The sequence below is a fragment of the Stenotrophomonas sp. CFBP8994 genome (assembly GCF_034044835.1).
GTDB lineage: Bacteria > Pseudomonadota > Gammaproteobacteria > Xanthomonadales > Xanthomonadaceae > Stenotrophomonas > Stenotrophomonas rhizophila_A.
Genome location: NZ_JAXCWT010000003.1, coordinates 575,777 through 599,371, shown reverse-complemented (window position 1 = coordinate 599,371; position 23,595 = coordinate 575,777). Strand labels below are relative to the sequence as shown.

Here is a 23,595-nt window from a genome sequence, read left to right as displayed (position 1 = left end):
ATGTCGATCTTCATCATTCGTGGCCCGGAAGCGAGCGGGCAATTGATCCGCACCGCGCAGCCGCTGCCGGCGCCCGTTCTGAAGGCGCTGGTGCACCGGGCGATCGATGCGGGTACCACGGTGGCAATCCGTGCGTGTGGGTCGGAGCAGGAGCTGCTGGATGCGTTGCGCGTGGCCGATCACAGCCGCGGCGAGGTCACACTGCTGGATCCGGGGGCGTGCGTGGGCAGTACGCGCTTGCAGCGGTTGTTGCCGCATCTGCACAACGTGTACGTGGAAGTGCATGACGATGATGCGGGCGCGCCGGAGGATTGCCTGCCGGCGGACGTGGGCCAGCGCATCGGCGTGGCGCACGGGTATTGCGCGCAGAGTTACATGCACGCGTTGGAGATCGCGTTGGATCACCTGGGATGCAGCGAGGTCGGTTGTCGCGTGGGAACGTAGGCGATCGAACGTCCTTGGACCGCGCTTTGCCGACTAACAGTCGGCACTACCGGTTGGGCGACCGGCACCGGCAGGCCCCGGCACCGGCCGGCCCCGGCACCGATATGCGAACGGCGGGGTTTCCCCCGCCGTTCGTTGTTACATCGGCCGCATTATTTCAGGCCGCGGTTGACCAGCAGCGGTTCGACCGACGGGTCCTTGCCGCGGAATTCGCGGTACAGGTCCGCCAGTTCCACGCTGTTGCCGCGCGAGAGGATCTTGTCGCGGAACACCTGGCCGTTTTCAGCGGTCAGGCCACCGTGTTCCTTGAACCACTCGAACGAGTCGTGGTCCAGCACTTCGGCCCAGAAATAGGCGTAGTAACCGGCCGAGTAGCCGCCGCCCCAGATGTGGTCGAAGTAGGTGGTGCGGTAACGCGGCGGCACCTGGGCCAGGTCGACCTTGTACTTCTTCAGCGCAGCCGCTTCAAACGGGGCGACGTCCTGCAGCTTGGCGTCGGCCGGCTGGGTGTGCCAGGCCAGGTCGAGCAGTGCGGCCGACAGGTACTCGGTGGTGGCGTAGCCCTGGTTGAAGGTACGCGCCTTGAGGATCTTGTCGACCAGCGCCTGCGGCATCGGCTCGCCGGTCTTGTAGTTCTTGGCGTAGTTGGCGAACACCTTCGGGTCCAGCGCCCAGTGCTCGTTGAACTGCGAGGGGAACTCGACGAAATCGCGCGAGGTGCTGGTGCCGGCGATGGACGGGTACTTCACGTTCGAGAACATGCCGTGCAGCGCATGGCCGAACTCATGGAACATGGTGGTGACGTCGTCGAAGCTCAGCAGGGCCGGCTGGCCGGCAGCGGGCTTGGTGAAGTTGCAGACGTTGTAGACCACCGGCTTGGCGCCGGTCAGGCCGTTCTGCTCGACGAACACGTCCATCCAGGCGCCACCGGACTTGCTGTCGCGCTTGAAGTAGTCGGTGTAGAACAGCGCCAGCGAGGTGCCGTCCTTGTCGAACACTTCATACACCTTCATGTCCGGGTGGTAGGTAGGAATGTCGGTACGCGGCTTGAAGGTGATGCCGTACAGCTGGGTGGCGGCGTAGAAGACGCCGTTCTGCAGCACGTTGTCCAGTTCGAAGTACGGCTTGATCTGCGATTCGTCCAGGTCGTACTGCGCCTTGCGCACCTGTTCGGCGTAGAAGTCCCAGTCCGATGCGGCCAGCTGGAAGCCACCCTTCTGCGCGTCGATCACCTTCTGCATCTCGGTGATTTCACCGCGTGCCTTGTTGGTGGCGGCCGGCACGGTGTCGGTGAGCAGCTTGAGCGCGGCGGCCGGGGTCTTGGCCATCTGGTCGGCCAGGCTGTAGGCGGCGTAGTTCTCGAAGCCGAGCAGCTTGGCCTTCTGCGCACGCAGCTGGGCCAGGCGCTGCACCGTTTCGCGGGTGTCGTTGCCATCGCCGCGCTCGGCGCGGGTTTCCGAGGCCTTGAGCACGGCGGCGCGCTGCTCGCGGTTGCTCAGCGAGGCCAGCACCGGCTGCTGGGTGGTGTTCTGCAGCGGCAGCAGGAACTTGCCTTCCAGGTTGCGGGCCTTGGCGTCGGCAGCGGCGGTGTTGATCTCATCCTCGCCCAGGCCGGCCAGGTTGGCCTTGTCATCCACCACCACGGCAGCGGCGGCGGTCGCGGCGACCAGACGGGTATGGAACTGGGTGGCCAGCGTGGTTTCTTCCACGTTGAGCTTGCGCAGGGCGGCCTTGTCGGCGTCGTTCAGCTGCGCACCGGCGCGGACGAACTCCTGGTAATCGCGTTCGACCAGGCGGGTCTGCACCGGGTCCAGGCCCAGCGAGGCGCGCTGGTCGTAGATGGTCTTGATGCGCGCGAACAGCTTCGGGTCCAGGCTGATTTCATCCTGGTGTTCGGCCAGCTTCGGGGCGACTTCTTCCTGGATCTTCTGGCGCGCTTCGTTGGTATCGGCCTGCACCAGGCCGAAGAACACGCGCGACACGCGGTCCAGCGTTTCGCCGCTGCGCTCAAGCGCTTCGATGGTGTTGTCGAAGGTGGCCGGTTCGGCGTTGTCGGCGATCTTGCGCACTTCGGCCAGGTGCTGCTTCATGCCTTCGTTGAAGGCCGGCAGGTAGTCACTGTCCTTGATGCGGTCGAACGGCGGGGCCTGGAACGGCAGCGTGCTGGCGCTCAACAGGGGGTTGGTGGAGGCGTCGGCCGGCTGCTGCGCGGCGGGGGTCTGGGCGTCGGACACGGGGGTGGACTCCTTGCCGGAACAGGCCGCCAGCGCCAGGCTGATGGCGGCGGCCAAGATAACGGTACGCGACATGAAACGGGCTCCTGGAATGAGGTGAAGCGGCACACAACCGCAGCCGGTCACCCTACTCCCATTGCCCGCGCCCGGCATGTGCCGGACGTGGCGCCTGGGCTTGCTTCAAACGGTGCCGCGGTTCTTGCCCTGCCAGGGGCGGTAATACTCACGGATGGCGGCCATGTCGGCCACGTCGTCGCCGGTGGAGTAGAACAGCGGGCCAATGCCGATGGTCTTTTCCGGGTAGTGGAAATAGCAGGCCAGCACCGGCACGTCGGCCATGCGGGCGATCTTCAGGAACCCGGCCTTCCAGTGGGTCACGGCCTTGCGGGTGCCCTCGGGGGTGATCGCGTACCAGAGGCGGTCGGAGTTGCGCAGCAGGCTCACCGCCTGTTCCACGGTGCCCTGCGGCGAGCTGCGGTCCAGCGGGATCACCCCGAGGGTGCGCAGCAGCGGCGACAGCGGCCACCAGAACAGCGAGGCCTTGCCCAGCACCTTGACCTGCATGCCCAGCGCGATCTTGGCCGCCATGCCCCAGAAGCCGTCCCAGTTGGAGGAGTGCGGGGCGACGATGAAGACCAGCTTGGGCACGTCCGGGAAGGTGCCGGTGACTTTCCAGCCGCCCAGGCGCAGGGTGCAGCGTGCCAGCCAGCGCAGGAAGCGGTTCGGTTTGACCTGCGGCATGTTGGGCGGCACGGCTGGCAGCAGCGGACTTCGGTTGTTCAAGCAATCACTCCCAATTGCGTGTGGTGCGGCCGCGCTTGATCTGCGCGCGGCCCTTCTTTTCATCCAGCCGGCGCAGCTTGGAGCCGTGCGAGGGCTTGGTGGCCACGCGCGGCTTGGGCACGCTGAGGCTGGCCTGGATGAAGGCGGCCAGGCGCTCGCGCGCATCGTCGCGGTTGCGGTCCTGGGTGCGGAAACGCTGGGCATCGATGACCAGCACGCCGTCGCCGGTCATGCGCCGGTCGCGCCGGGCCAGCAGGCGGGTGCGCAGCGGCTCGGGCAGCGAGGGCGATCCGGCCACGTCGAACCGCAGTTCAACGGCGCTGGATACCTTGTTCACGTTCTGCCCGCCGGCCCCGCTGGCGCGCACGAAACGTTCGACGATCTCCGTGTCCGGAATCGCCAGGTGCGCGTTGATGGTGACAGGCCCGTTTCCCATGGGCGGCATTGTAAGGGCAGGATCGCCGCCTGAGGTGACCGTAATGTTCACCAATACCGCCGATAAGGGGCATAAAAGCCGGGTACGGGCCGGAACCGTCGGCACCGGACGCGGCAATGCGACGCGCGCACGGCTGCTTGACCGGATCGCAGGTATGCTCGGGCTTCCACGCAACGCAGGATGCACTTACATGATGTCGACCCGTTCGCCGGCCCGCCGTGGCCTGACCCGCCTGGCCCTGACCCTCGCGCTGGGGCTGGCCGCCATTGCCCCGGCGCTGGCCGCGCCGCCGTCGGATGCGGACATCAACCGCCTGCTGGCGGCGTCGCGCGCGCAGAGCATGCTGGACACCATGCTGCCGCAGATCGAGGCGATGCAGCGCCAGCAGTTCCAGCAGGTGGCCGAACAGCGCCAGCTGGATGAGGCCAAGAAGGCGCAGCTGCAGCGCATTGAACAGCGCACCAACCAGACCATCCGCCAGGCGCTGTCGTGGCAGCAGCTGCGGCCGATGTACGTGGACCTCTACAAGAAGACCTTCAGCAAGGAAGACGTGCTGGCCATGGCCGAGTTCTACGAGAGCTCGGCCGGGCAGAGCCTGCTGGACAAGACCCCCGCGCTGATGCAGAACGTCATGGTGGCCATCCAGGACAAGATGCAGCCGCTGTTCGTGGACCTGCAGAAGGACCTGGAGGCGATCGTGAACGAAGGAAACGCACCGGCGGCAGCCCCGGCTCCGGCCAAGTAAGGTCGAACGGTGTGGATGTGCGTGGGACACGCGTGGCGTGTCGCTACGCGGTTGGTCGGTGCGGGGTGATTGCAGACGGTGACGGGCTTGCCACGTAGTGACACGCCATGCGTGTCCTCGCGGCCCGAGACCCGCGCAACGCGTTACCAGCCAAACAGATCCATCGCCTTGCGGAACTCGCCATCCACCGGCGCGCTGACATCCATCTGCGTGCCGTCCGGATGCGGGAAACGCAGGCGCTCGGCGTGCAGCAGCATGCGGTGGATGCCCTGCATGCGGAAGCTGCGGTTGTGGCGGCCATCGCCGTGGCTGGTGTCGCCGATCAGGTGATGTGAGAGGTGCTTGAGGTGCCGGCGGATCTGGCGGAAGCGCCCGGTCTGCGGCTGGCAGCGCAGCAGCGCATAGCGCGAGGTGGCGAACTCGCCCACCGGCACGCTGATCTCGCCCACGGCCACGCGCTGGAAATGCGTGATGGCGGGCTTCTTCACCGGCTTGCCGGGGCCGCCATCCAGGTCGTGGTCGACCGTGAACGCTTCTTCGGCCGGCCAGCCACGGCAGATGGCCAGGTAATCCTTGGTGACATCGCCGCCCATCAGCGATTTGCCCAGCACGCTGGCGCTTTCGCGGTCGAAGGCCAGCAGCAGGCAGCCGCTGGTGGCGCGGTCGAGGCGGTGGACCAGGAAGATCGGCTTGCCCAGCTGCTCGCGCAGGCGGTCGGCGAGGAAATCATCTTCGCCGCGGGCCAGCTTGCTGTCATGGACCATCAGCCCGGCCGGCTTGTTGACCACGGCCAGGCGCTCGTCCACGTGCAGCAGCTGCAGCGGCTGCAGCGGCGGCAGCGCCACCGGCGCCTCGACCGTGGCGTCGGCGGACATCCCGATATTGGTCACCGGCGCCACCAGGCGCTGGCCAGCGAGAACAGACCCGCTGCCCCGCTCACCCAGCTCCACACCGGCGCATCGCCGAAGTACCAGCCGCCCGGCTGCATGCCGTACAGCACCGCCGCCACGATCAGCAGGCCGACGCCGGCAATGGCGGCCACGGCGCGCTTCTGCAGCTTCTGCAGGTTGCTGTTGAGTGCCACCAGGTCCTGCGAGCGCATCGACAGCTCATGCCCGCCTTCCACCTGCTGGCGCAGCCAGGCGTGCACCAGGCGCGGCATGTCGGGGGTGTGGGTCATGATTTCCGGCAGGCGCTTGCGCAGTTCCTTGAACACGCGGCGCGGGCTGTAGCGTTCGCGCAGGATGCGTTCCAGCACCGGCCGTGCCACTGCCCAGATGTCCAGTTCCGGATCCAGCTGGCGGCCCACGCCTTCGATGTTGAGCAGGGTCTTCTGCAGCAGGATCAGCTGCGGCTGCAGGGTAAGTTCGTAACGCTGGGCCACGCGGAACAGCTTGATCAGCACTTCGGCCAGCGAGATCTGCGACAGCGGGCGGGTGAAGTACGGTTCGCATACCGAACGTGCGGCGGCTTCGAGTTCATCGATGCGCACGTTGTTGGGCATCCAGCCGGCTTCGACGTGGAGCTCGGCCATGCGCCGGTAGTCCTTGTTGAAGATGGCCATGAAGTTTTCGGCCAGGTAGTACTGATCTTCCTCGGACAGCTGGCCCATGATGCCGAAATCCAGCGCGATGAAGCGCGGGTTGTCGCGGCGCGCCGGATCGACATCAACCCAGATGTTGCCGGCGTGCGCGTCGGCGTGGAAGAAGTTGTCGCGGAACACCTGCGTGTAGAACACGCGCACGCCCTTGGCCGCCAGCGCCTTGCGGTCGATCCCGGCCTTGTCCAGCGCGGCGATGTCATCCGACGGGATGCCCCACACCCGTTCCAGGGTGAGCGCGCGTTCGGCGGTGTGGCTCCAGACCACCTCGGGTACGTACAGGTCGTCCGAGTCCACCCAGTTGCGGCGCAGGACGCTGGCATTGGCGCCTTCGCGCTGCAGGTCCAGCTCGGCGGCCAGGGTGTTTTCGACTTCGGCCACCACTTCGCGCGGGCGGATCTTGTCGGCGCGCGGGTGGGTGCGTTCGACCAGCGCGGCGGCCGATTTGAGCAGCGCGATGTCGGCGTCGATCTGCTTTTCAATATCCGGGCGCAGCACCTTGACCACCACCTGGCGGCCATCGGCCAGCGTGGCGGCGTGCACCTGCGCGATCGAGGCCGAGGCCAGCGGTTCGAGCTCGAAACTGGCGAACGCCTCACTGACCGGGCGGCCAAGCGCGGCTTCCACGATGCGCTGCGCGGTGGCGCCATCGAACGGTTTGACCCGGTCCTGCAGCAGCGTAAGTTCGTTGGCGATGTCGGCCGGGATCAGGTCGCGGCGGGTGGACAGGATCTGCCCGAACTTGACGAAGATCGGGCCGAGGTCCTGCAGCGCCAGGCGCAGGCGCGCGCCCCGCGACTGCACGGCAATGTCGGCCGAGGCGCGCGGCACGAACGGCTTGGCCAAGCGCAGCCAGCCTTCCAGCGGGGTGCCTTCGAGCAGGTCGTCGAGGCGGTAGCGCAGGATCACCCGACCAATGCGGCTTGCCCGGAACACCGCCTTCATGCGCGCACCTGGGCAAGGCGCTGCACGCGGGCGGCGATGCGCTCGACGTCGTCGCGCATCACATCCACATCGTCATGGAAGGCATCCAGTTCGGCTCGGGCTACCACGTCGCGCGACTCCTCGGTGACAAAATCGGCGGCGCTGTGCGCCAGGTCGGACGCGCCACGGCGCGCATGCTGCAGGGCCGAGCGCAGGGCATTGGCGATCTGCACACCCAGTACTTCGCCGAACACCCGCACGAACGGCTGCTGCCAGTCCGGATCGAAGCGACTGGCCAGCTGCTGCAGGCGGCGCGCCAGTTCGGCGTCGCCGGACACTTTGACCCGCCCGGCCGGGGCGTCGCCGCCACGGCGTGCATTGGCCAGGAACGGCAGCTGTGCCAGCACCCCGCCCAACGTGCTGCGCACGGCCAGGTCCGGTTCCTGCTGCGGGTCCACCGGGCCCACCGTGAGGCGCTCGCCCTCGACACCGATCCGCATCGCCAGCGCGGGCGATTCCAGGGTCAGGGCGATGTGGCGGCCATCCAGCGCGACCAGCGCGCGGCGGGTATCGGGGTCCAGCGCCAGGGTGCGGTTGAGCGCGAGCTGCAGCGCATTGCCGGCCAGGGGCTTGAGGGAAGAGAGCAGGGAGCGTGCCATTGCGTCATTGTACCCGCCGCCTTGATGCGTAGAGCCACGCGCCGCGTGGCTGAACCATCGTCGGCCGCTCCAGCCACGCAGGGCGTGGCTCTACAATATCCCTCACACGCATGGCAGGAGCGGCAGCAGCATGGGCAGGATCCGGGTTGGCATCATTTTCGGTGGCCGTTCGGCCGAACACGAGGTCTCGCTGCAGTCGGCGAAAAACATCCTGGACGCGCTGGACAAGGAGCGTTTCGAGGTCACCCTGATCGGCATCGACAAGCAGGGCCAGTGGCATGTGAGCGATCAGGACGGGTTCCTGCTGCACGCCGACGACCCGGCGCGGATCGCGCTGAACCGTTCCGGCCAGGGCGTGGCGGTGTTGCCCGGCGCCGAACGCCAGCAGCTGGTGCCGGCCACCCCGGCGGCCGCGCTGGCCCAGATCGACGTGGTATTCCCGATCGTGCACGGCACGCTGGGCGAGGACGGCTCGCTGCAGGGGCTGCTGCGCATGGCCAACCTGCCCTTCGTGGGCTCGGGCGTGCTGGGCTCGGCGGTGGCGATGGACAAGGATGTGGCCAAGCGCCTGCTGCGCGATGCCGGGCTGGCCGTGGCACCGTTCGCCTGCTTTACCCGGGCCACCGCAGGTGCAGCCGATTACGCCGCGCTGACCGCCCGGCTGGGCAACCCCCTGTTCGTCAAACCCGCCAACCAGGGCTCGTCGGTGGGCGTGAGCAAGGTGCGCACGGCGCAGGAATTCCAGGACGCGCTGGCATTGGCACTGGATTACGACCACAAGGCACTGGTCGAAGCGGCCATCGACGGCCGCGAGATCGAATGCGCGGTGCTGGGCAACGCGTCGCCCGAGGCGAGCGTGTGCGGCGAGGTGGTGGTGCACGACGAGTTCTATTCCTACGACACCAAATACATCAGCGAGAACGGCGCCGATGTGGTGGTACCGGCCGACATCAGCGCGGGCGACCAGCAGCGCATCCGCGAGATCGCGGTGCGTGCCTACCAGGCGTTGGACTGCGCGGGGTTGGCGCGAGTGGATGTGTTCCTCACCCGCGATGGCGAGGTGGTCATCAACGAGATCAACACCCTGCCCGGCTTCACCCGGATCAGCATGTATCCCAAGCTGTGGGCGGCCAGCGGTCTGGATTACACCGCGCTGATCACCCGGCTGCTGGAGCTGGCACTGGAACGGCACGCCAGCGAGCGCGCGCTGCGCAGTTCGATCACCGGCACCTGATGCAACGACGGCCCGGCGCTCTTGCGAGCGCCAGGCCGTCGGAGACTGCGCTGGATCCTGGTTGCCCGGAGAGAGGGGGCGCGCAGGATCCTGCGCTACTACCCTCGCTTACGGAACATCGAAATGATGGCCAGGATCAGGAACACCACAAACAGGATCCAGGCAATGTTGCTGGCAGCGCCGGCGATGCCGGAGAAGCCGAGCACCGCCGCAATGATGGCGATGACAAAAAAGATTACGGCGTAGTGCAGCATGTCGATCCTCGCGTCGTGCGTGCCGGATTGGCGTGCTGCCATCTTCACCAACCCCCGGTGTTCAGGAAGTGATGGATTCCTCGCCGCGCGATGAAGCCTTCAGCCTCGTGAGCCCTTCGTCAATGCTGACCTGCGGCACGTAGCCGAAGTCGCGCCGCGCCGGTTCCATGCTGTACCAGTGCGGCGTGCACAGCTGCTCGGCGAGGAAGCGGGTCATCGGCGGCTCGCCGCGCAGGCGCAGCAGCGGCCACAGCCGTTCGGCCACCGCGCCGATGCGGTACGCGGTCTTGAAGCTGATCGATTTCTCCACCGGCGGCGCGCCTACCGCGGCCATCAGCTTGTTGAGCAGCTCGCGCATCGGCAGCGGTTCGCCGTTGGAGATGAAGTACGCCTTGCCGGCGCACGCCGCGCCCGGGGCCAGGTGTTCGAAGGCCAGGAAGTGGGCCAGCGCGGCATTGTCGATGTAGGTGGTGTCGACCAGATTGTTGCCATCGCCAACGAAGCGCAGGCGGCCAGCGCGCGCGCGTTCGGCCAGGCGCGGCACCAGCTGCTGGTCGCCCGGGCCCCAGATCAGGCGCGGGCGCAGTGCGACGGTGGCCAGGGTGGCGTCGTTGGCGGCCAGCACGTGCTGCTCGGCGATGGTCTTGGTCGCCGCGTACGGGGCCTGGAAGTTCTCGCCGTAGGGCACTTCATCGGCGCCCAGGCCTTCCACCGGGTGGGTGGCGCGGTGGGTGACGCTGGGCGTGGAGGTGTACACCAGCGTGCGCACGCCGTGGCTGCGGCAGGCGGCGATGACGTTGTCGGTGCCGACCACGTTGGCCAGGTGGTAGCTCTCATAGCTGCCCCACGCGCCGGCCTTGGCGCCGTTGTGGAACACCGCATCCACCCCGGCCACCGCGTGGCGCACGGCGTCGGCGTCGGCCAGGTCGCCGCGGATCTGGCCCACGCCCATCGCGGCCAGCGGCGGGTAATCGCCGCGGTTGAAACTGAGGACCTCGTGGCCGCGCGCGACCAGGCCACGGCACAGCGCCTGGCCGAGGAAACCACCACCACCGGTGACAAGGATCTTCATGCGGGTTGTTCCATTCGGGTTGCCGCCCAGACCGCGAGCTTCTCGCGGCCGATCTTGGCGTTGTGGCGGATATCGACCGGGAAGCCGGGGTGCAGCAGGAAGCGTTCGATGCGCAGCGTGCCGGCGTGCGCGGCCGCTTCATCGCGCAACCGCTGCTGCAGGGCCGGCGAATCGGCGCTGCCCGGCTGCAGTTCATAGCAGAGCACCGGCAGCTGCCGGCCAGCGGGGCCCACGCCGACCAGCGCGGTGCGCGCGATGCCGTCGAGTGCGTTGAACACCGGCTCCACCTGTTCGGTGTACAGCGGGCCGTGCGCGGTTTCCAGGCGCTGGGTCTTGCGCCCGCAGAACCACAAGCGGCCGTCGGCATCGAAGTAACCGACATCGCCCATGCGGTGCACCACGCGGGTGCTGCCGTCGGCGCGCGTTTCGGTGATCTTGGCCGCGGCGGTGGCCTGCGGGCGGTTGAAGTAGCTGTCGGTGGCGGTCGGGCCCGCCACGGTGATTTCACCGACCACGCCCTGGGCGACTTCGCGCACCTGCGACCAGTGCGGCAGCGGCGCGTCGTCGATGGCGATGACGCGCACCTCGTTGGGCGCCACCACGCGGCCCACGCAGGTGCCGGCGCCGGCCTCGGTGGCCTGGCGGGTGCTTTCCAGCTCGCGGCCTTCGATCACCGCCACCGGCAGGCACTCGGTGGCGCCATACGGGGTCCAGAACTGGGCGTCGTCGGGCAGCAGGCGGCGGATGCGGGCCACCACGTCCGGCGGCACCGGCGCGCCGGCCGAGGTCACCCGGCGCACGCCGGGCAGCGGCTGGCCGTGGTCGGCCAGCACCCGGATCAGTGCGGGCGAGCCGAACAGCTGGGTCACGCCGAAACGGGCGATGGCGTCGTGCAGCCTGCGCGGGTCGGCCTTGGCCGGGCGGGTCGGGTCCATGTCCGGAATGACCGAGGTCAGCCCCAGCGCCGGGTCGAACAACGCGAACGGCGGGAAGGTGGGCAGGTCGACCCCGCCGGCCTCCATGCCGAATGCCGAGCGCAGCAGGTCCACCTGGCCGACGAAATGGCGGTGGCGGTAGACCACGCCCTTGGGCACGCCGGTGGAGCCGCTGGTGAACAGGATGGCGGCGACATCCTCGCCATCGGTGGCGGCCATCGGCTGCGGCTGGCGTGCGCCCTGCGCTTCCAGCTGGTCCAGGGTGGTGCCGCCCCAGCCCCAGCGGCGGCCGACCGTGACCAGGCGCGTGGCGGACGGGCACCAGCGCAGCACCAGCCGCGCCACGTGGGCCAGGCCGATGCCGATGAAGGCTTCCGGCTGGGCCTCGTCCAGGCACTGCTTCAGCGCGCGCTTGTCGATGCCCGGGTCGACCAGCACCGGCACCGCGCCGTTCTTGAACAGCGCAAACATGAGCAGAAAGAACTCCGGCGAGGGCCGCACCATCACCACCGCACGCACGCCGCGGCCGATGCCGTAGGCCGCCAGGCCGGCGGCCATGGCGTCGCTGCGGGCGTCCAGGGTGCGGTAATCGAGGGTCACGTCATAGCGCGCCATGCCGCCGGGGCCGGGCCGGCCGGGGCAGCGGATGGCGATCTGGTCGGGGCGTTCGCGGGCCAGTTCGGGCAGGCGCGCGGCGATGTTGATCGGGCTGTTCATCCGTTCATTGTCGCCGCTGCAGAAAATTCTTGCGCGGCGGCCGCAGGCGTGGAAAATTCGCCCCCTTCGCCTTTCCATCCCCCTGCCGCCCGAGGCGGCACGCCCATGTCCCATCCCTGCATGACGTGCGGCGCCTGCTGCACCCAGTACCGCGTGGCCTTCCACTGGATGGAATCGGACGAGGTCACCCCCGGCGGCGTGCCGCACCAGCTGACCGAGCCGCTCGACCCGCACCGCCTGTGCATGCGCGGCACCCATTCCAAGCCGGTGCGCTGCGTGGCGCTGGATGCGGAGATCGGGGTGTATTCACGCTGCAGCATCCACCCCAACCGCCCCAGCGTGTGCCGCGAGGTGGATGCGTCGTGGGAGTTCGGCAAGGCCAGCCCGCAGTGCGACAAGGCGCGGGCGATCCATGGGCTGCCGGCGCTGAGCCTGGAGAGCTGGGCCTGGCGCGATGGCGCGGACCACCCCGACGCAGCGTGAAAGGTAGGTACCGACCGTTGGTCGGTACTCCGTTAAATCGGGTTCTGGTCCAGGAACGCGCGGATTTCCGGCACAAGCACCTCGTGCTTGTCTTCCAGCACGTAATGCCCGGCGTCCTCGAACGCGTGCACCTGCGCCTGCGGCAGCGCCGCCTGGAAGCCTGCCAGGAAGTGGTGGTCGAACACGAAATCGCGCAGGCCCCAGCCGATGAAGGCCGGGCGGTCGGCGAACGACGGCAGCGCCTTGCCGGCGCGTTCCAGCAGCGACCAGGCCTTGTCGGCCGGGCTCAGCGGAATGTCCTGCATGAAGCGGATGGTGCTGATCCGGTTGGCGTAGCTGTTGTACGGCGACACATAGGCACGGCGCACGTCGGCCGGCATCTTCCGTTCCACGCCCAGCCACGAGGCACCGGACGAGAACGCGTTGAAGGTGCGGATGATCCACTCGCCGATCTTCCAGTGCCGGCCCAGCGCGATCTGCCACGGCATCTGCTTGGCCGCCGGCATCGGGAAGGCGGCGGTGTTGAGCACCACCAGTCGCTTGACCTGCACATGGTGCGACAGCGCCCAGCCAAAGCCGATCATGCCACCCCAGTCGTGCACGGCCAGGGTCACCGGGCCGGTGATGCCCAGGTGCGCCAGCAGCGCGTCCAGGTCGTCCACGCGCGACTGCAGGGTGTACTCGTAGTGCGCGTCATCGGGCTTGTCCGACAGGCCCATGCCGATGTGGTCGGGCACGATGCAGCGGTAGCGGTCCGACAGCCCGGCCACCAGCGTGCGCCAGTAGTAGCTCCACGACGGATTGCCGTGGACCATCACCACCACCTCGCCATCGCGCGGGCCTTCGTCGAGGTAGCCCATGGTCAGGCCCGGGCGGACCTCGAAGCGCTGCGGATGGGCGGGATAACCGGGAAGCTTGGGCATGGAAGCGCACCTGTGGAAAGGGCCGGTAGAACCGGCCCTCGAGTATGGGAAGAACCGCGCAGCGGCGCTGAAGTGGCGGTTTACCAGACCACTTCGGCCATCGAGCAGTTCAGGCCCGAACCGATGCCGAGCAGCGCAATGCGGTCGCCCTTCTTCAGGCGGCCCAGCTCCTTGAGCTTGCTCAGCACGATCGGCACCGAGGCCGGACCGATGTTGCCGTGCTCACCGAAGATGGTCATCACCTTCTTCGGGTCGATGCCGAAGTTCTTGATGAAGGCAGCGGTGTGCGGCTGGCTGACCTGATGGATGACGAACTGGTCCAGTTCCTCCACCGCCCAGCCCAGTGCTTCGCGGGCCGCCACGAAGGTCTTCTGCGCCAGCTTGATGCCTTCGATCAGCAGCATGCGGGTGTCGGTGACCATGCGGTCCAGGTTGCCGCGGCACAGCTGGTTCCACTCGGTGGCCGAACGGGTCACGCCACCGCGGTAACGCGGCGCGTCGGGCACCAGTTCGGTGCGCGCCATGACCATGGCGGCAGCGCCACAGCCCAGGGTCAGGGCGGCCATCTCGTTGCGGAAGTCGTCGGCGGTCACGCCCGGCAGGGCCATGCGCTCGAGGGTCTTCTCGTAGACGAGGTTGGCGGTTTCGCCATCGACGATCAGCGCATAGTCGATCTCGCCGCGTTCAAGCATGCGGGCGGCGATATCCATGCCGTTGATGAAGGCCAGGCAGGCGTTGGCGACGTCGAAGGTCATGCACTGGTCGCTGACGCCCAGGTTGCCCGAGACGATGCTGGCCGTGGACGGCTCCAGGTAGTCGCGGCTGACCGAGGTGTTGACCAGCAGGCCGATCTTGTCAGCGCCGATGCCGGCGTCGTCCAGCGCCTTGCGGGCAGCCAGGGTCGCGGCGTCGGAGGCGAGCATGTCCGCGTCCCACAGGCGGCGGGCGTGGATGCCGGCGATATCGCCCAGCACGTCGGTACGGATGCCCAGACGATCCAGCGTCGGCTGCAGACGTTCGTTGATTTCCTTGGACGTCAGCGTGTGCGGCGCGTCGATGTGCGCCAGGCCGGCGATCGATACATTCTTGAAGAGCATCAGTTAGCGCCAAGGCTCAGGCAAAGGGGGCGCTATTGTAAGCCCCCTGCGCCTTCACCGCACCTTTACGAATTCACGTCCGGGCGTATGGTTCCGGCCCGGACCTGACGGGTTCAGCGTGGCGGGCACTGGAAGGCAGCAAAACGCTGGCTGCCATCAGCCGGCAGGCCCGACGCCTGGACCGCATTTGCGCCGGCGCTGGGCGCCTCGTTGCGGGCCAGGGTTTCCAGTTCTTCCTGCACCCGCAGCGGGTTGCGGTTGTAGAAGCCGACCTTGTCCTTCACGGTGACCACCACCTCGCCCTTGGTGACGCAGCCGGTGGGAACCGGGCCGTTCGGCAGCACCCGCACGGCCTTGCCCACCGGTTCGATCGGCACCCAGGTGCAGGCGGTGGCGCTGAGGGTAAGAAGGGAGAGCAGCAGAATGCGCATGGCGGAGGGCTCGTGAAGATGAGAAAGGCAGTGTGCCTGAACGGGCTGAATCGCGGGTAGATGGACCCCGAGGGCCGGCCAACGGCCGGCGCTACCGGGAACTGCCGTTGGTTGATTGATCCAGATCCCAACCGCCACGTAGCAATTCGTAGGTCCGGCCGTTGGCCGGACACCGCGCGCAGCGCGGCCAAAGCGTCCGACGCGGGAAAAACGCCGGTCGAATCAACCCGACCGGCGTTTACACCCACCGAAGCCACCCGGTCGCCCGTTACGGAACCGGCTTGCCATCGGCATCGATGATGGTCACCTCGCCCAGGTTCAGCGCGCGCACCGGGGCTTCGGTCTGCTTCAGGTCGCCCACCACCACCCAGGTCAGGGTCTTGGGATCCAGCGTGGCGGCGGCCTGCTGCACCTGGGCCGGGGTCATCGCTTCGATCTCGGCCTTGCGCTTGAACACGTAGTCGTCCGGGCGCTGGTAGCGGACGATGCCGCTGATGGTGCCCAGCACCGCGCTGGCGGTCTCGTAGGCGCCCGGCAGGCTCAGGTTCTGGATGTTGCGGATGCGGGTGACCTCGGCCGGCGTGATGGTTTCGGCACCGGAGGCGAAGTCGGCGATTTCCTTCTGCATCTCCTTCATTGCCTCGGCGGTCTTGTCGATCTGGACCGGGGCCACGGCCATCCACGGGCGCTGGCCCAGGGTGCTGCTGGCCATGGTGCGGGCACCGTAGGACCAGTGCTTCTCCTCGCGCAGGTTCATGTTCAGGCGCGAGGTGAAGTCGCCGCCGAGCACGCCGTTGGCGATGTCGAAGCGGGTGGCACCCGCGTCCATGGTGGAGGGCACCACCTGGCCGGCGAACAGGTTGGCCTGCACCGCGCCGGGCTGGTCGATCAGGTACACGCGGCCCTTGGCCGGGCGCGCGACATCCACCGGCGCCTTGGCCAGCGGCGCCGGGGTGCTGCTCTTCCAGTCGCCAAGCTGGCGCTCCAGCAGCGGCACGATTTCCTTCAGGGTGGTGTCACCGACCACGATCAGGGTGCCCTGCTCCGGGCGCAGCCAATCGCGGTGGAAGTCGACCAGGTCGGCGCGGGTCAGCGACTGGATGTCGGCTTCGTTGCCGCTGCCGGTGAACGGAATGGCGTACGGATGGCCAGCCCCATACAGCAGGGTGGGCAGCACCCGCATGGCCGAGGCGTTCGGGTTGACCTTCTCCTGCTGGATGCCGGCGATCCAGGTGGCCTTGACCCGGTCGATCTCGGCCTGGTCGAAGCGCGGCTGGCGCAGCATGTCCGCGTACAGGGCCAGCGACGGGGCCAGGTTTTCCTTCAGCGCCGACAGGTACACGGCGGCGCTGTCCAGCGTGGCCGATGCACCCAGGCTGGCGCCCAATGCGTCGGCCGCATCGGCGAACGGCAGTGCGCCCAGCTTGCCAGCGCCCTCGCCCATCAGGTCCATGGTGAAGTTCGCGGTGCCGGACTTGCGGCCCTGGTCGGCGGTGAAACCACCGGGGAATTCATAGCTGAACTGCACCACCGGAATGTCATGGCGCTCGGCCAGGATCACCTGCGTGCCGTTCTTCAGCGTGGCGCGGTGCAGCTGCGGGAACTTCAGCTCCGGGAAGGTCTTGGTCTGCGGCACGCCGGTGCTGCGGTCCACCACGGTCGGGCTGGTGCTGAACCTGGGGTCCACGCCCGGCACGGTGAACGGCTTGGGGGTGGCCGACGGCAGTTCCGGCAGCGCCACGCGCGCGCCCGGTTCCACCACCAGGGTGTGGTCGCCCACGCCCAGCCACTTGGCGCCGGCCGCGCGCACGTCGGCGGCGCTGGCCGCGTCGATGTTGGCCAGCGAACGGCGGAAGCAGCCCGGGTCGCCTTCGAACACGGCGCACTCGGCCAGCGCGTCGGCCTTGCCGCCGAACCCGCCGATGCGTTCGATGCCACGGATGAAGCCGGCGCGGAACGCGGTCTTGCCGCGGCTCAGCTCATCGGCGGTGGGGCCGTCCTTGACCAGGCGGCGCACTTCCTCATCGATGATCGCTTCGACCTTGGCCGGGTCCACGCCCTGCTTGACGGTGGCCATGATCACGAAGTTGGACCCCAGCTGCGAGGTGTAGGCACCGGCGCTGATGTTGTCCACCAGCTTGTCCTGGTGGAGCAGGCGCTGGTCCAGGCGCGAGGACTTGGCCCCGCCCAGTACCTGCGCGAACAGCTGCAGCTGGTCGATGTCGGTGGTGCCGGTCTGGGCGACGTTCCAGACGCGGTAGATGCGCGCCTGCGGCACCTTGTCGGTCATGGTTTCGCGCGTGGACGTCTCGCGCTTGGCCACGTTGACCGCCGGCTGGGCCATGCTCGGGCCGGCCGGGATGTCGCCGAAGTACCGGGCGACCTTTTCCTTGGCGGTGGCCACGTCGATATCACCGGCCAGCACCAGCACCGCGTTGTTGGGGCCGTACCAGGTGCGGAACCAGTTCTTGACGTCGTCCAGCGAGGCCGCGTTGAGGTCGTTCATCGACCCGATCACGCCGTGATGGTACGGGTGGCCTTCGGGGTACATGGAGCGGGTGAGCTTGTCCCACACCTGCCCGTAAGGCTGGTTCTCGCCCTGGCGCTTTTCGTTCTGCACCACGCCGCGCTGTTCGTCGAGCGCAGCCTGGTCGATGGCGCCGAGCAGGTGGCCCATGCGGTCCGATTCCATCCACAGCGCCATGTCCAGCGCGGTGGTGGGTACGTTCTCGAAGTAGTTGGTGCGGTCGGTGTTGGTAGTGCCGTTCTGCCCGGTCACGCCGACCTGCTTGAACGGTTCGAAGTATTCGCCGGCGTGGTTTTCGCTGCCCTGGAACATCAGGTGTTCGAACAGGTGCGCAAAGCCGGTGCGGCCGGCCGGTTCGTCCTTGCTACCCACGTGGTACCAGATGTTCACCGCCACGATCGGCGCCTTGCGGTCGGTGTGCACCACCACGCGCAGGCCGTTGGGCAAGGTGAACTCTTCAAACGGAATGTCGACCTTGGCGACCTGTGCCGGCCTTGCCATCGCCGGGGCCGGGGCGAAGCTGCCCAGGGCGGCGGAAAGCGCTACAGCCAGCAGCGCGGCACGCGGTCGAAGTTGGGAGGTCATTCCGTTTCCTTGGTCATGAAAGTGAAGGGGGATGCTAGCCCGGGAGTACGGGTAAAGGCATCGGCCAACAGTCACTCCCTTTGTCAGGGAACTTTCCGGGCGCGCCGCTGACCGCCACGGCGCCTTCTGCCGCCACCTGAACCCACGTCCGGACAGTCGCGCAGCCCTGGATCGGACAGGTGTCCGGACAGCGGACACTCTGCGCATCCGACAAAACCCTTTCAAATCAATGACTAAAAGTTGGCACGGGCCCTGCTTACACCCAAGTGCGGAAAGGACGCGATCAAACCAAAGCTGACTGATCGCTGAACACAACACGGAATCTGAAAATTTCTCTTGCACTCCCAGATTCGGTGTACTACCTTACTACCACACCACTGCTCACCAACACTAAACAGGCCCCGTCATGAACACCAAGACCATCGCAATTGCCATCGCCCTCGCTGCCGGCTCCGCGTTTGTTTCGAACGTGCATGCCGCTTCCGCCATCACCACGCTGCCGACCGTGCAGGTCCGCCCCGCCGCCGACCAGCTGGCCCAGGCCGAAGTCGAACGCACCAGCAGCATCCCCACCCTGGCGCTGGTGGAAGTCCGTCCGACCGCCGGCCAGATCGCCGAATACCGTGCCGAACTGGCCAACAGCCAGCGCGTCACCACCCTGGCCGCCGTCGAGGTCCGCCCGACCGCCGAACAGCGCGAAGCCCTGGCTGCCGAGCAGGACACCCGCAGCACCGATTACATGGGTGCCCTGGCCTCGGCCGCCGGCACGATCGCCCGCGACGTGATCATCAACCTGCCGACCCTGCAGGTGCGCCCGTCGCCGAACGACCTGCAGGCCTTCGCGGTTGAAACCGCGTCGGTCCTGGTTCGTCCGTAACCGCAGGTATTGACCGACGGTCGATACCTGCCAGGGGGTCGCGGCGTAAAATGCACGAATGACCGCCAACCCTACGTTCCATGTTGTGTTGTTCCAGCCGGAAATTCCCCCGAATACCGGCAATGTGATCCGGCTCTGCGCCAACACCGGCGCGCGACTGCACCTGATCGAGCCGCTCGGTTTCGACCTGAGCGACAAGCAGCTCAAGCGCGCCGGCCTGGATTACCACGAATACGCTCGACTGCAGGTGCATCCGGACCTGGATACCGCCCTGCAGGTGATCGCGCCCAAGCGCCTGTTCGCCCTGAGTACCCGCGGCAGCGTGCGTTATGACACCCAGCAGTTCGAAGACGGCGATGCGTTCCTGTTCGGCCCGGAAACCCGTGGCCTGCCGCAGGACGTGCTGGATGCGTTGCCGCACGGCCGCCGCCTGCGCCTGCCGATGCAGCCGGACAACCGCAGCCTCAACCTGTCCAACACGGTCGCCGTGGTGATGTACGAAGCGTGGCGCCAGAACGGATTCGCCGGCGGCGCTTAAAACGCGTTGATTCCGGTCAACTCGCGCCCGATCACCAGCTGGTGCACGGTTTCGGTGCCCTCGTAGGTGATCACCGATTCCAGGTTCAACGCATGCCGGATCGCAACGTGTTCGGTGGTGATGCCAGCGCCGCCGAGCAGGTCGCGGCACTCCCGGGCGATGTCGATCGCCATGCGGCAGTTGTTCCACTTGGCCAGGCTGACCTGCTGCGGCTGCAGCTGGCCGGCATCCTTCAACCGCCCCAGCTGCAGTGACAGCAGCTGCGCGGTGGTGATGCGCCGGGCCATGTCGGCGAGTTTGATCTGGGCGCTCTGGGTGGCCGCCACCGGGCGCCCGAACAACACGCGTTCCTTGGTGTAGTTCAACGCCTCGTCCAGGCAGGCCACGGCCGCGCCGATCGGGCCCCAGCTGATGCCGTAGCGGGCCTGGTTGAGGCAGCCCAGCGGGCCTTTCAGGCCCTGCGCGTTGGGCAGCCGGTTGCGCTCGGGCACGCGCACGTTGTCGAAGAACAGCGCGCCGGTGAGCGAGGCGCGCAGGCTCATCTTGTGCTTGATTTCCTGGGTGGTGAACCCGGCCATGCCCTTTTCCAGCACGAACCCCTGGATGCCGTCTTCGGTATGCGCCCAGACGATGGCGATATCGGCCACCGGGCCGCTGGTGATCCACATCTTGCTGCCGTTGATCACCCAGTCGCCGCCATCGCGCACCGCGCGGGTCTTCATCGCGGCCGGGTCGGAACCGCCGTGGGCTTCGGTCAGGCCGAAGCAGCCGATCACCCGGCCGGCCGCCATGTCCGGCAACCAGCGCAGGCGCTGTTCTTCGCTGCCGTAGGCGAAGATCGGGTACATGCACAGCGAGCTCTGCACCGAAACGAAACTGCGCAGGCCCGAGTCACCGCGTTCCAGTTCCTGGCAGATCAGGCCGTAGCTGACCGCGTTGAGGCCGCCACCGCCGTATTGTTCCGGCAGGCTGGAGCCGAGCAGGCCAAGCGAGGCGATTTCGGGAATGAGTTCATCCGGGAAGCGGCCCTCGTCAAACGCGTCGCCGATGATCGGCAGCACGCGTTCGTCGGTGAAACGCGCCACCGTGGCCTGCACTGCGCGCTCCTCTTCGGTGAGCAGCGAGCGGACATCGAACAGATCGTACGGATTGAGGGCCATGGGCGGCGACATCGGGGGCAGTAGCAGGACCTCCATTGTGATGCCTGGCCCGGGACCGGCCAAGGGACGCCGCACCACGCCGGTACAATGGCGACCTCCTCCCGCAGAGATCTCCGCCCATGCAGATCCGCAGCGAGCGTCCCGGCGAGGCCGACGCCATTCATGCCCTCACCCGCGCAGCGTTCGTCGATGCGCCGCACAGCAGCCACACCGAGCAGTACATCGTGGATGCGCTGCGCCGTGCCGGTGCGCTGGCGGTCTCCCTGGTGGCCGAAGACGCCGATGGCATCGTCGGGCACGTGGCGCTGTCAAAGGTGCAGCTCAGTGATGGCAGCCCGGGCTGGTATGGGCTGGGGCCGATTTCGGTGGCACCGGGGCGGCAGGGGCAGGGCGTGGGGAGCGCGTTGATGCGGGCAGCAGTGGAGACACTGCGGGCGCGCGGTGCGGCCGGTTGCGTGCTGCTGGGGGATCCGGCGTATTACGGCCGGTTCGGGTTCCGGGCCGAACCGCGCCTGCGGTTCCCCGGGGTGCCGGCGGCGTATTTCCAGGCGCTGCAGCTGCACGGCGGGTGTCCAGATGCAGAGGTGGAGTATCACGCGGCGTTCGGGGCCGCGAGCTGACGTGCTGTCCGCAATCCCCGTACGATCACCGTCCGTGCTGGATTGATGCGGCGCACCATATGACAGCGAATCTCAGCGAACTAGGCGGAAACGCCGCGTGCCGCTACCCTGATGGCTTGATCCAGCATTGCGCAGTGACACGTCGCGCGCGATTCCCAGGCAACCGCCGCCGGCTCCGGCCGGGACGGCACTACCCACGAGTTACGCACCCCCATGAGCGAAGAGACCACTGCCCTGCCCCCGCGTGAAGCCATGGAATTCGACGTGGTGATCGTCGGCGCCGGCCCTGCCGGCCTGGCCACCGCGATCCGCCTGCGCCAGCGCGCCATCGAGGCCGGCCGCGAGCTGTCGGTGTGCGTGCTGGAAAAGGGCTCCGAACCCGGCGCGCACATCCTGTCCGGCGCGATCATGGATACCCGCGCGCTGACCGAACTGTTCCCGGACTGGGCCGAACGCGGCGCGCCGCTGAAGCAGAAGGTCACCCGCGACGAATTCCTGTTCCTCAGCCCGGAAGGCGCGCGCAGCACGCCGCATGCGCTGTTGCCGGAATGCTTCCACAACGAAGGCAACTACATCATCAGCCTGGGCGAGGTCACCCGCTGGCTGGCACAGCAGGCCGAAGCGCTGGAAGTGGCGATCTTCCCCGGCTTTGCCGCCGCCGAAGTGCTGTACGACGAGAACGGCGCGGTGATGGGCGTGGCCACCGGCGACATGGGCATCCGCAAGGATGGCTCGCACGGGCCCAACTTCGAACGTGGCATGGAGCTGCATGCCAAGTACACGATCTTCGCCGAAGGCTCGCGCGGCCACCTGGGCCGCCAGCTGATCGCCCGCTTCCAGCTCGACGCCGGCAAGGACCCGCAGGCGTACGGGATCGGCATCAAGGAGCTGTGGCAGATCGACCCGGCCAAGCATGAGCCGGGCCTGGTGGTGCACACCGCCGGCTGGCCGCTGGACAGCGATACCTACGGTGGTTCGTTCCTGTACCACGCCGACGGCGGCAAGGTCGCAGTGGGCTTCGTGGTCGGGCTGGATTACCGCAACCCGTGGATGAGCCCGTTCGAGGAGTTCCAGCGCTTCAAGACGCACCCGTCGATCCGCAAGCACCTTGAAGGCGGCAAGCGCATCGCCTACGGCGCGCGTGCGATCACCGCCGGTGGCCTGTTGTCCCTGCCCAAGACCGTGTTCCCCGGCGGTGCGCTGGTCGGCTGCGAAGCCGGCTACCTCAATGCCAGCCGGATCAAGGGCAGCCACGCGGCGATCAAGACCGGCATGCTGGCCGCCGATGCCGCCTTCGACGCGCTGGCGGCCGATCGCCAGTGCGACGAGCTCAGCGCCTACCCGGCCGCGTTCGAAAGCAGCTGGCTGCACGATGAGCTGAAGCAGTCCAAGAACTTCAAGCAGTGGTTCAAGAAGGGCCGCAGCGTGGCCACGCTGATGACCGGTATCGAGCAGTGGCTGCTGCCCAAGCTGGGCATCCGCAACCCGCCGTGGACGCTGCGCCACAGCAAGGCTGACCACGAGTGCCTGGAACCGGCATCGCAGCACACCAGGATCGAGTACCCCAAGCCGGACAACGTGCTCACCTTCGACCGGCTCAGCTCGGTGTTCCTGAGCAGCACCAACCACGAAGAAGACCAGCCTTCGCACCTGACCCTCAAGGACGCGAGCGTACCGGTGCGGGTCAACCTCGCCGAGTACGCCGGGCCGGAAGCGCGCTACTGCCCGGCCGGGGTGTACGAATTCGTCGGCAGCGAAGGCCACGAGCAGCTGCAGATCAACGCGCAGAACTGCGTGCACTGCAAGACCTGCGACATCAAGGACCCCACCCAGAACATCGTGTGGGTCACTCCGCAAGGTGGCGGCGGGCCGAACTACCCGGCGATGTGATGCGGCTGCCGCGCCGGTTGCTGGTGCTGCTGTGCTGCCTGCTGCTGGGCGCGTGCGCACGTACGCCGCAGACGCCCGAGCAGGCGCGGCAGCAGGAACGCCAGCGTGCGTTCGCGATCTGCGGTGGCTGCCACACGGTCACTGCCGGCGGCGTGCACCGCTTCGGTCCCAACCTGCACGGCGTGCTGGGGCGCCGCGCGGGCAGCGTGGCCGGCTATCCCTACTCGCCTGCGATGCAGCGCGCCGACCTGGTCTGGACCGAGCAGACCCTGGATGCGTTCCTTCGCTCTCCGGCCACCGTGGTGCCGGGCTCCAGGATGGTCAATGCAACGGCGGATCCGGAGCGCCGGCGGCTGGTCATCGAATACCTGAAGGAACAGCCCTAGGGACACCCCATGGGTGTCTGCGCTTTGATCAGGCATCGCGC

Annotated in this window: 23 protein-coding genes; 9 read left to right on the top strand and 14 right to left on the bottom strand. The window is 67.6% G+C overall.

All coding sequences use genetic code 11. The features are described from left to right. Positions 1-444 carry a 3-dehydroquinate dehydratase gene (locus tag SOM39_RS11115; RefSeq protein WP_068848362.1) on the top strand — a complete coding sequence of 148 codons (444 nt, stop codon included), beginning with the start codon at positions 1-3 and terminating at the stop codon, positions 442-444. A 152-nt stretch (positions 445-596) separates the two neighbouring features. Here the strand turns inward: SOM39_RS11115 and dcp are convergent, their stop codons facing one another. The 3 genes from dcp to arfB form a co-directional block, all read right to left on the bottom strand. Next, positions 597-2,753, bottom strand: a complete 2,157-nt coding sequence (dcp, locus tag SOM39_RS11110) for a peptidyl-dipeptidase Dcp (RefSeq protein ID WP_093535183.1) — start codon at positions 2,751-2,753, stop codon at positions 597-599. Positions 2,754-2,858: 105 nt separating this feature from the next. Then, positions 2,859-3,419: a lysophospholipid acyltransferase family protein gene (locus SOM39_RS11105; RefSeq protein WP_254622084.1), complete on the bottom strand. Its 561-nt coding sequence runs from the start codon at positions 3,417-3,419 to the stop codon at positions 2,859-2,861. 46 nt (positions 3,420-3,465) lie between these two features. Then, positions 3,466-3,897, bottom strand: coding sequence for an alternative ribosome rescue aminoacyl-tRNA hydrolase ArfB (gene arfB, locus SOM39_RS11100; RefSeq protein ID WP_068848350.1), 432 nt, complete (start codon positions 3,895-3,897; stop codon positions 3,466-3,468). Positions 3,898-4,087: 190 nt separating this feature from the next. On the opposite strand from arfB, the gene SOM39_RS11095 reads away from it, so the two are divergent. Beyond that, positions 4,088-4,642, top strand: a complete 555-nt coding sequence (locus SOM39_RS11095) for a DUF2059 domain-containing protein (protein WP_217537686.1) — start codon at positions 4,088-4,090, stop codon at positions 4,640-4,642. A gap of 143 nt (positions 4,643-4,785) precedes the next feature. Here SOM39_RS11095 and SOM39_RS11090 read toward each other — a convergent pair whose 3' ends face one another. From SOM39_RS11090 to SOM39_RS11080, 3 genes are read right to left on the bottom strand one after another with little or no spacing between them, the layout of a single operon-like run. Continuing rightward, a complete protein-coding gene (locus tag SOM39_RS11090) occupies positions 4,786-5,517 on the bottom strand; it encodes a pseudouridine synthase (RefSeq protein WP_320458480.1) in 732 nt (243 codons plus the stop codon). Between the two features lie 11 nt (positions 5,518-5,528). Further along, positions 5,529-7,187: a ubiquinone biosynthesis regulatory protein kinase UbiB gene (gene ubiB, locus SOM39_RS11085; RefSeq protein WP_068848346.1), complete on the bottom strand. Its 1,659-nt coding sequence runs from the start codon at positions 7,185-7,187 to the stop codon at positions 5,529-5,531. Further along, positions 7,184-7,825 (bottom strand): ubiquinone biosynthesis accessory factor UbiJ, encoded by a 642-nt coding sequence (locus SOM39_RS11080; RefSeq protein WP_068848343.1) that lies wholly within the window; start codon positions 7,823-7,825, stop codon positions 7,184-7,186. The genes ubiB and SOM39_RS11080 overlap by 4 nt, the downstream gene beginning before the upstream one ends. A 130-nt stretch (positions 7,826-7,955) precedes the next feature. Here SOM39_RS11080 and ddlA point away from each other — a divergent pair, with 130 nt between their 5' ends. Further along, the gene (ddlA, locus tag SOM39_RS11075) at positions 7,956-9,059 is read left to right on the top strand and encodes a D-alanine--D-alanine ligase (RefSeq protein ID WP_320458353.1); all 1,104 of its coding nucleotides are present in this window, start codon (positions 7,956-7,958) and stop codon (positions 9,057-9,059) included. A gap of 98 nt (positions 9,060-9,157) precedes the next feature. Here the strand turns inward: ddlA and SOM39_RS11070 are convergent, their stop codons facing one another. The 3 genes from SOM39_RS11070 to oleC form a co-directional block, all read right to left on the bottom strand. Further along, on the bottom strand, positions 9,158-9,313 hold the full coding sequence (locus SOM39_RS11070; protein WP_068854496.1) for a DUF1328 domain-containing protein: 156 nt from the start codon (positions 9,311-9,313) through the stop codon (positions 9,158-9,160). 61 nt (positions 9,314-9,374) lie between these two features. Continuing rightward, positions 9,375-10,385 carry a 2-alkyl-3-oxoalkanoate reductase gene (gene oleD, locus SOM39_RS11065; RefSeq protein WP_095362505.1) on the bottom strand — a complete coding sequence of 337 codons (1,011 nt, stop codon included), beginning with the start codon at positions 10,383-10,385 and terminating at the stop codon, positions 9,375-9,377. Then, positions 10,382-12,037: an olefin beta-lactone synthetase gene (oleC, locus tag SOM39_RS11060; protein WP_320458352.1), complete on the bottom strand. Its 1,656-nt coding sequence runs from the start codon at positions 12,035-12,037 to the stop codon at positions 10,382-10,384. The genes oleD and oleC overlap by 4 nt, the downstream gene beginning before the upstream one ends. A 105-nt stretch (positions 12,038-12,142) precedes the next feature. Here oleC and SOM39_RS11055 point away from each other — a divergent pair, with 105 nt between their 5' ends. Next, complete coding sequence (locus SOM39_RS11055; protein ID WP_068848335.1) at positions 12,143-12,520, top strand: YkgJ family cysteine cluster protein; 378 nt, start codon at positions 12,143-12,145, stop codon at positions 12,518-12,520. 32 nt (positions 12,521-12,552) lie between these two features. Here the strand turns inward: SOM39_RS11055 and SOM39_RS11050 are convergent, their stop codons facing one another. From SOM39_RS11050 to SOM39_RS11035, 4 genes are all read right to left on the bottom strand, one after another. Beyond that, complete coding sequence (locus tag SOM39_RS11050) at positions 12,553-13,443, bottom strand: alpha/beta fold hydrolase (protein ID WP_095362503.1); 891 nt, start codon at positions 13,441-13,443, stop codon at positions 12,553-12,555. Between the two features lie 80 nt (positions 13,444-13,523). Continuing rightward, on the bottom strand, positions 13,524-14,540 hold the full coding sequence (locus SOM39_RS11045; protein ID WP_068848332.1) for a 3-oxoacyl-ACP synthase III: 1,017 nt from the start codon (positions 14,538-14,540) through the stop codon (positions 13,524-13,526). A gap of 113 nt (positions 14,541-14,653) precedes the next feature. Beyond that, a complete protein-coding gene (locus SOM39_RS11040) occupies positions 14,654-14,971 on the bottom strand; it encodes a DUF4156 domain-containing protein (RefSeq protein ID WP_068848330.1) in 318 nt (105 codons plus the stop codon). 268 nt (positions 14,972-15,239) lie between these two features. Then, positions 15,240-18,083: a pitrilysin family protein gene (locus SOM39_RS11035; protein ID WP_320458351.1), complete on the bottom strand. Its 2,844-nt coding sequence runs from the start codon at positions 18,081-18,083 to the stop codon at positions 15,240-15,242. Between the two features lie 406 nt (positions 18,084-18,489). Here SOM39_RS11035 and SOM39_RS11030 point away from each other — a divergent pair, with 406 nt between their 5' ends. After that, the gene (locus tag SOM39_RS11030; RefSeq protein ID WP_095362501.1) at positions 18,490-18,960 is read left to right on the top strand and encodes a hypothetical protein; all 471 of its coding nucleotides are present in this window, start codon (positions 18,490-18,492) and stop codon (positions 18,958-18,960) included. A 58-nt stretch (positions 18,961-19,018) separates the two neighbouring features. After that, positions 19,019-19,498: a tRNA (uridine(34)/cytosine(34)/5-carboxymethylaminomethyluridine(34)-2'-O)-methyltransferase TrmL gene (gene trmL / locus SOM39_RS11025; RefSeq protein WP_320458350.1), complete on the top strand. Its 480-nt coding sequence runs from the start codon at positions 19,019-19,021 to the stop codon at positions 19,496-19,498. Here trmL and SOM39_RS11020 read toward each other — a convergent pair. Beyond that, entirely contained in the window at positions 19,495-20,658 is a 1,164-nt protein-coding gene (locus tag SOM39_RS11020; RefSeq protein ID WP_320458349.1) for an acyl-CoA dehydrogenase family protein, read from the bottom strand. The two genes, trmL and SOM39_RS11020, sit on opposite strands and share 4 nt — an antisense overlap. A 119-nt stretch (positions 20,659-20,777) precedes the next feature. On the opposite strand from SOM39_RS11020, the gene SOM39_RS11015 reads away from it, so the two are divergent. The 3 genes from SOM39_RS11015 to SOM39_RS11005 all read left to right on the top strand — a co-directional run bounded on the left by SOM39_RS11015 (position 20,778) and on the right by SOM39_RS11005 (position 23,554). After that, a complete protein-coding gene (locus SOM39_RS11015) occupies positions 20,778-21,278 on the top strand; it encodes an N-acetyltransferase (protein ID WP_320458348.1) in 501 nt (166 codons plus the stop codon). Positions 21,279-21,491: 213 nt separating this feature from the next. Next, complete coding sequence (locus tag SOM39_RS11010; RefSeq protein WP_320458347.1) at positions 21,492-23,168, top strand: electron transfer flavoprotein-ubiquinone oxidoreductase; 1,677 nt, start codon at positions 21,492-21,494, stop codon at positions 23,166-23,168. Then, complete coding sequence (locus SOM39_RS11005) at positions 23,168-23,554, top strand: c-type cytochrome (protein WP_068848320.1); 387 nt, start codon at positions 23,168-23,170, stop codon at positions 23,552-23,554. Before SOM39_RS11010 ends, SOM39_RS11005 begins: the two co-directional genes overlap by 1 nt. The last annotated feature ends 41 nt before the right edge of the window (positions 23,555-23,595 follow it).

Excerpts from the sequence above, each read along its gene's own strand:
- oleD (WP_095362505.1), bottom strand. The coding sequence starts at position 10,385 with ATGAAGATCCTTGTCACCGGTGGTGGTGGTTTCCTCGGCCAGGCGCTG.
- SOM39_RS11050 (WP_095362503.1), bottom strand. The coding sequence starts at position 13,443 with ATGCCCAAGCTTCCCGGTTATCCCGCCCATCCGCAGCGCTTCGAGGTC.
- ddlA (WP_320458353.1), top strand. The coding sequence starts at position 7,956 with ATGGGCAGGATCCGGGTTGGCATCATTTTCGGTGGCCGTTCGGCCGAA.
- SOM39_RS11005 (WP_068848320.1), top strand. The coding sequence starts at position 23,168 with ATGCGGCTGCCGCGCCGGTTGCTGGTGCTGCTGTGCTGCCTGCTGCTG.
- SOM39_RS11020 (WP_320458349.1), bottom strand. The coding sequence starts at position 20,658 with ATGGCCCTCAATCCGTACGATCTGTTCGATGTCCGCTCGCTGCTCACC.
- dcp (WP_093535183.1), bottom strand. The coding sequence starts at position 2,753 with ATGTCGCGTACCGTTATCTTGGCCGCCGCCATCAGCCTGGCGCTGGCG.
- oleC (WP_320458352.1), bottom strand. The coding sequence starts at position 12,037 with ATGAACAGCCCGATCAACATCGCCGCGCGCCTGCCCGAACTGGCCCGC.
- SOM39_RS11015 (WP_320458348.1), top strand. The coding sequence starts at position 20,778 with ATGCAGATCCGCAGCGAGCGTCCCGGCGAGGCCGACGCCATTCATGCC.
- SOM39_RS11045 (WP_068848332.1), bottom strand. The coding sequence starts at position 14,540 with ATGCTCTTCAAGAATGTATCGATCGCCGGCCTGGCGCACATCGACGCG.
- SOM39_RS11040 (WP_068848330.1), bottom strand. The coding sequence starts at position 14,971 with ATGCGCATTCTGCTGCTCTCCCTTCTTACCCTCAGCGCCACCGCCTGC.
- SOM39_RS11035 (WP_320458351.1), bottom strand. The coding sequence starts at position 18,083 with ATGACCTCCCAACTTCGACCGCGTGCCGCGCTGCTGGCTGTAGCGCTT.
- SOM39_RS11080 (WP_068848343.1), bottom strand. The coding sequence starts at position 7,825 with ATGGCACGCTCCCTGCTCTCTTCCCTCAAGCCCCTGGCCGGCAATGCG.
- SOM39_RS11055 (WP_068848335.1), top strand. The coding sequence starts at position 12,143 with ATGTCCCATCCCTGCATGACGTGCGGCGCCTGCTGCACCCAGTACCGC.
- SOM39_RS11010 (WP_320458347.1), top strand. The coding sequence starts at position 21,492 with ATGAGCGAAGAGACCACTGCCCTGCCCCCGCGTGAAGCCATGGAATTC.
- trmL (WP_320458350.1), top strand. The coding sequence starts at position 19,019 with ATGACCGCCAACCCTACGTTCCATGTTGTGTTGTTCCAGCCGGAAATT.
- ubiB (WP_068848346.1), bottom strand. The coding sequence starts at position 7,187 with ATGAAGGCGGTGTTCCGGGCAAGCCGCATTGGTCGGGTGATCCTGCGC.
- SOM39_RS11105 (WP_254622084.1), bottom strand. The coding sequence starts at position 3,419 with ATGCCGCAGGTCAAACCGAACCGCTTCCTGCGCTGGCTGGCACGCTGC.
- SOM39_RS11095 (WP_217537686.1), top strand. The coding sequence starts at position 4,088 with ATGATGTCGACCCGTTCGCCGGCCCGCCGTGGCCTGACCCGCCTGGCC.
- SOM39_RS11090 (WP_320458480.1), bottom strand. The coding sequence starts at position 5,517 with ATGTCCGCCGACGCCACGGTCGAGGCGCCGGTGGCGCTGCCGCCGCTG.
- arfB (WP_068848350.1), bottom strand. The coding sequence starts at position 3,897 with ATGGGAAACGGGCCTGTCACCATCAACGCGCACCTGGCGATTCCGGAC.
- SOM39_RS11115 (WP_068848362.1), top strand. The coding sequence starts at position 1 with ATGTCGATCTTCATCATTCGTGGCCCGGAAGCGAGCGGGCAATTGATC.
- SOM39_RS11030 (WP_095362501.1), top strand. The coding sequence starts at position 18,490 with ATGAACACCAAGACCATCGCAATTGCCATCGCCCTCGCTGCCGGCTCC.
- SOM39_RS11070 (WP_068854496.1), bottom strand. The coding sequence starts at position 9,313 with ATGCTGCACTACGCCGTAATCTTTTTTGTCATCGCCATCATTGCGGCG.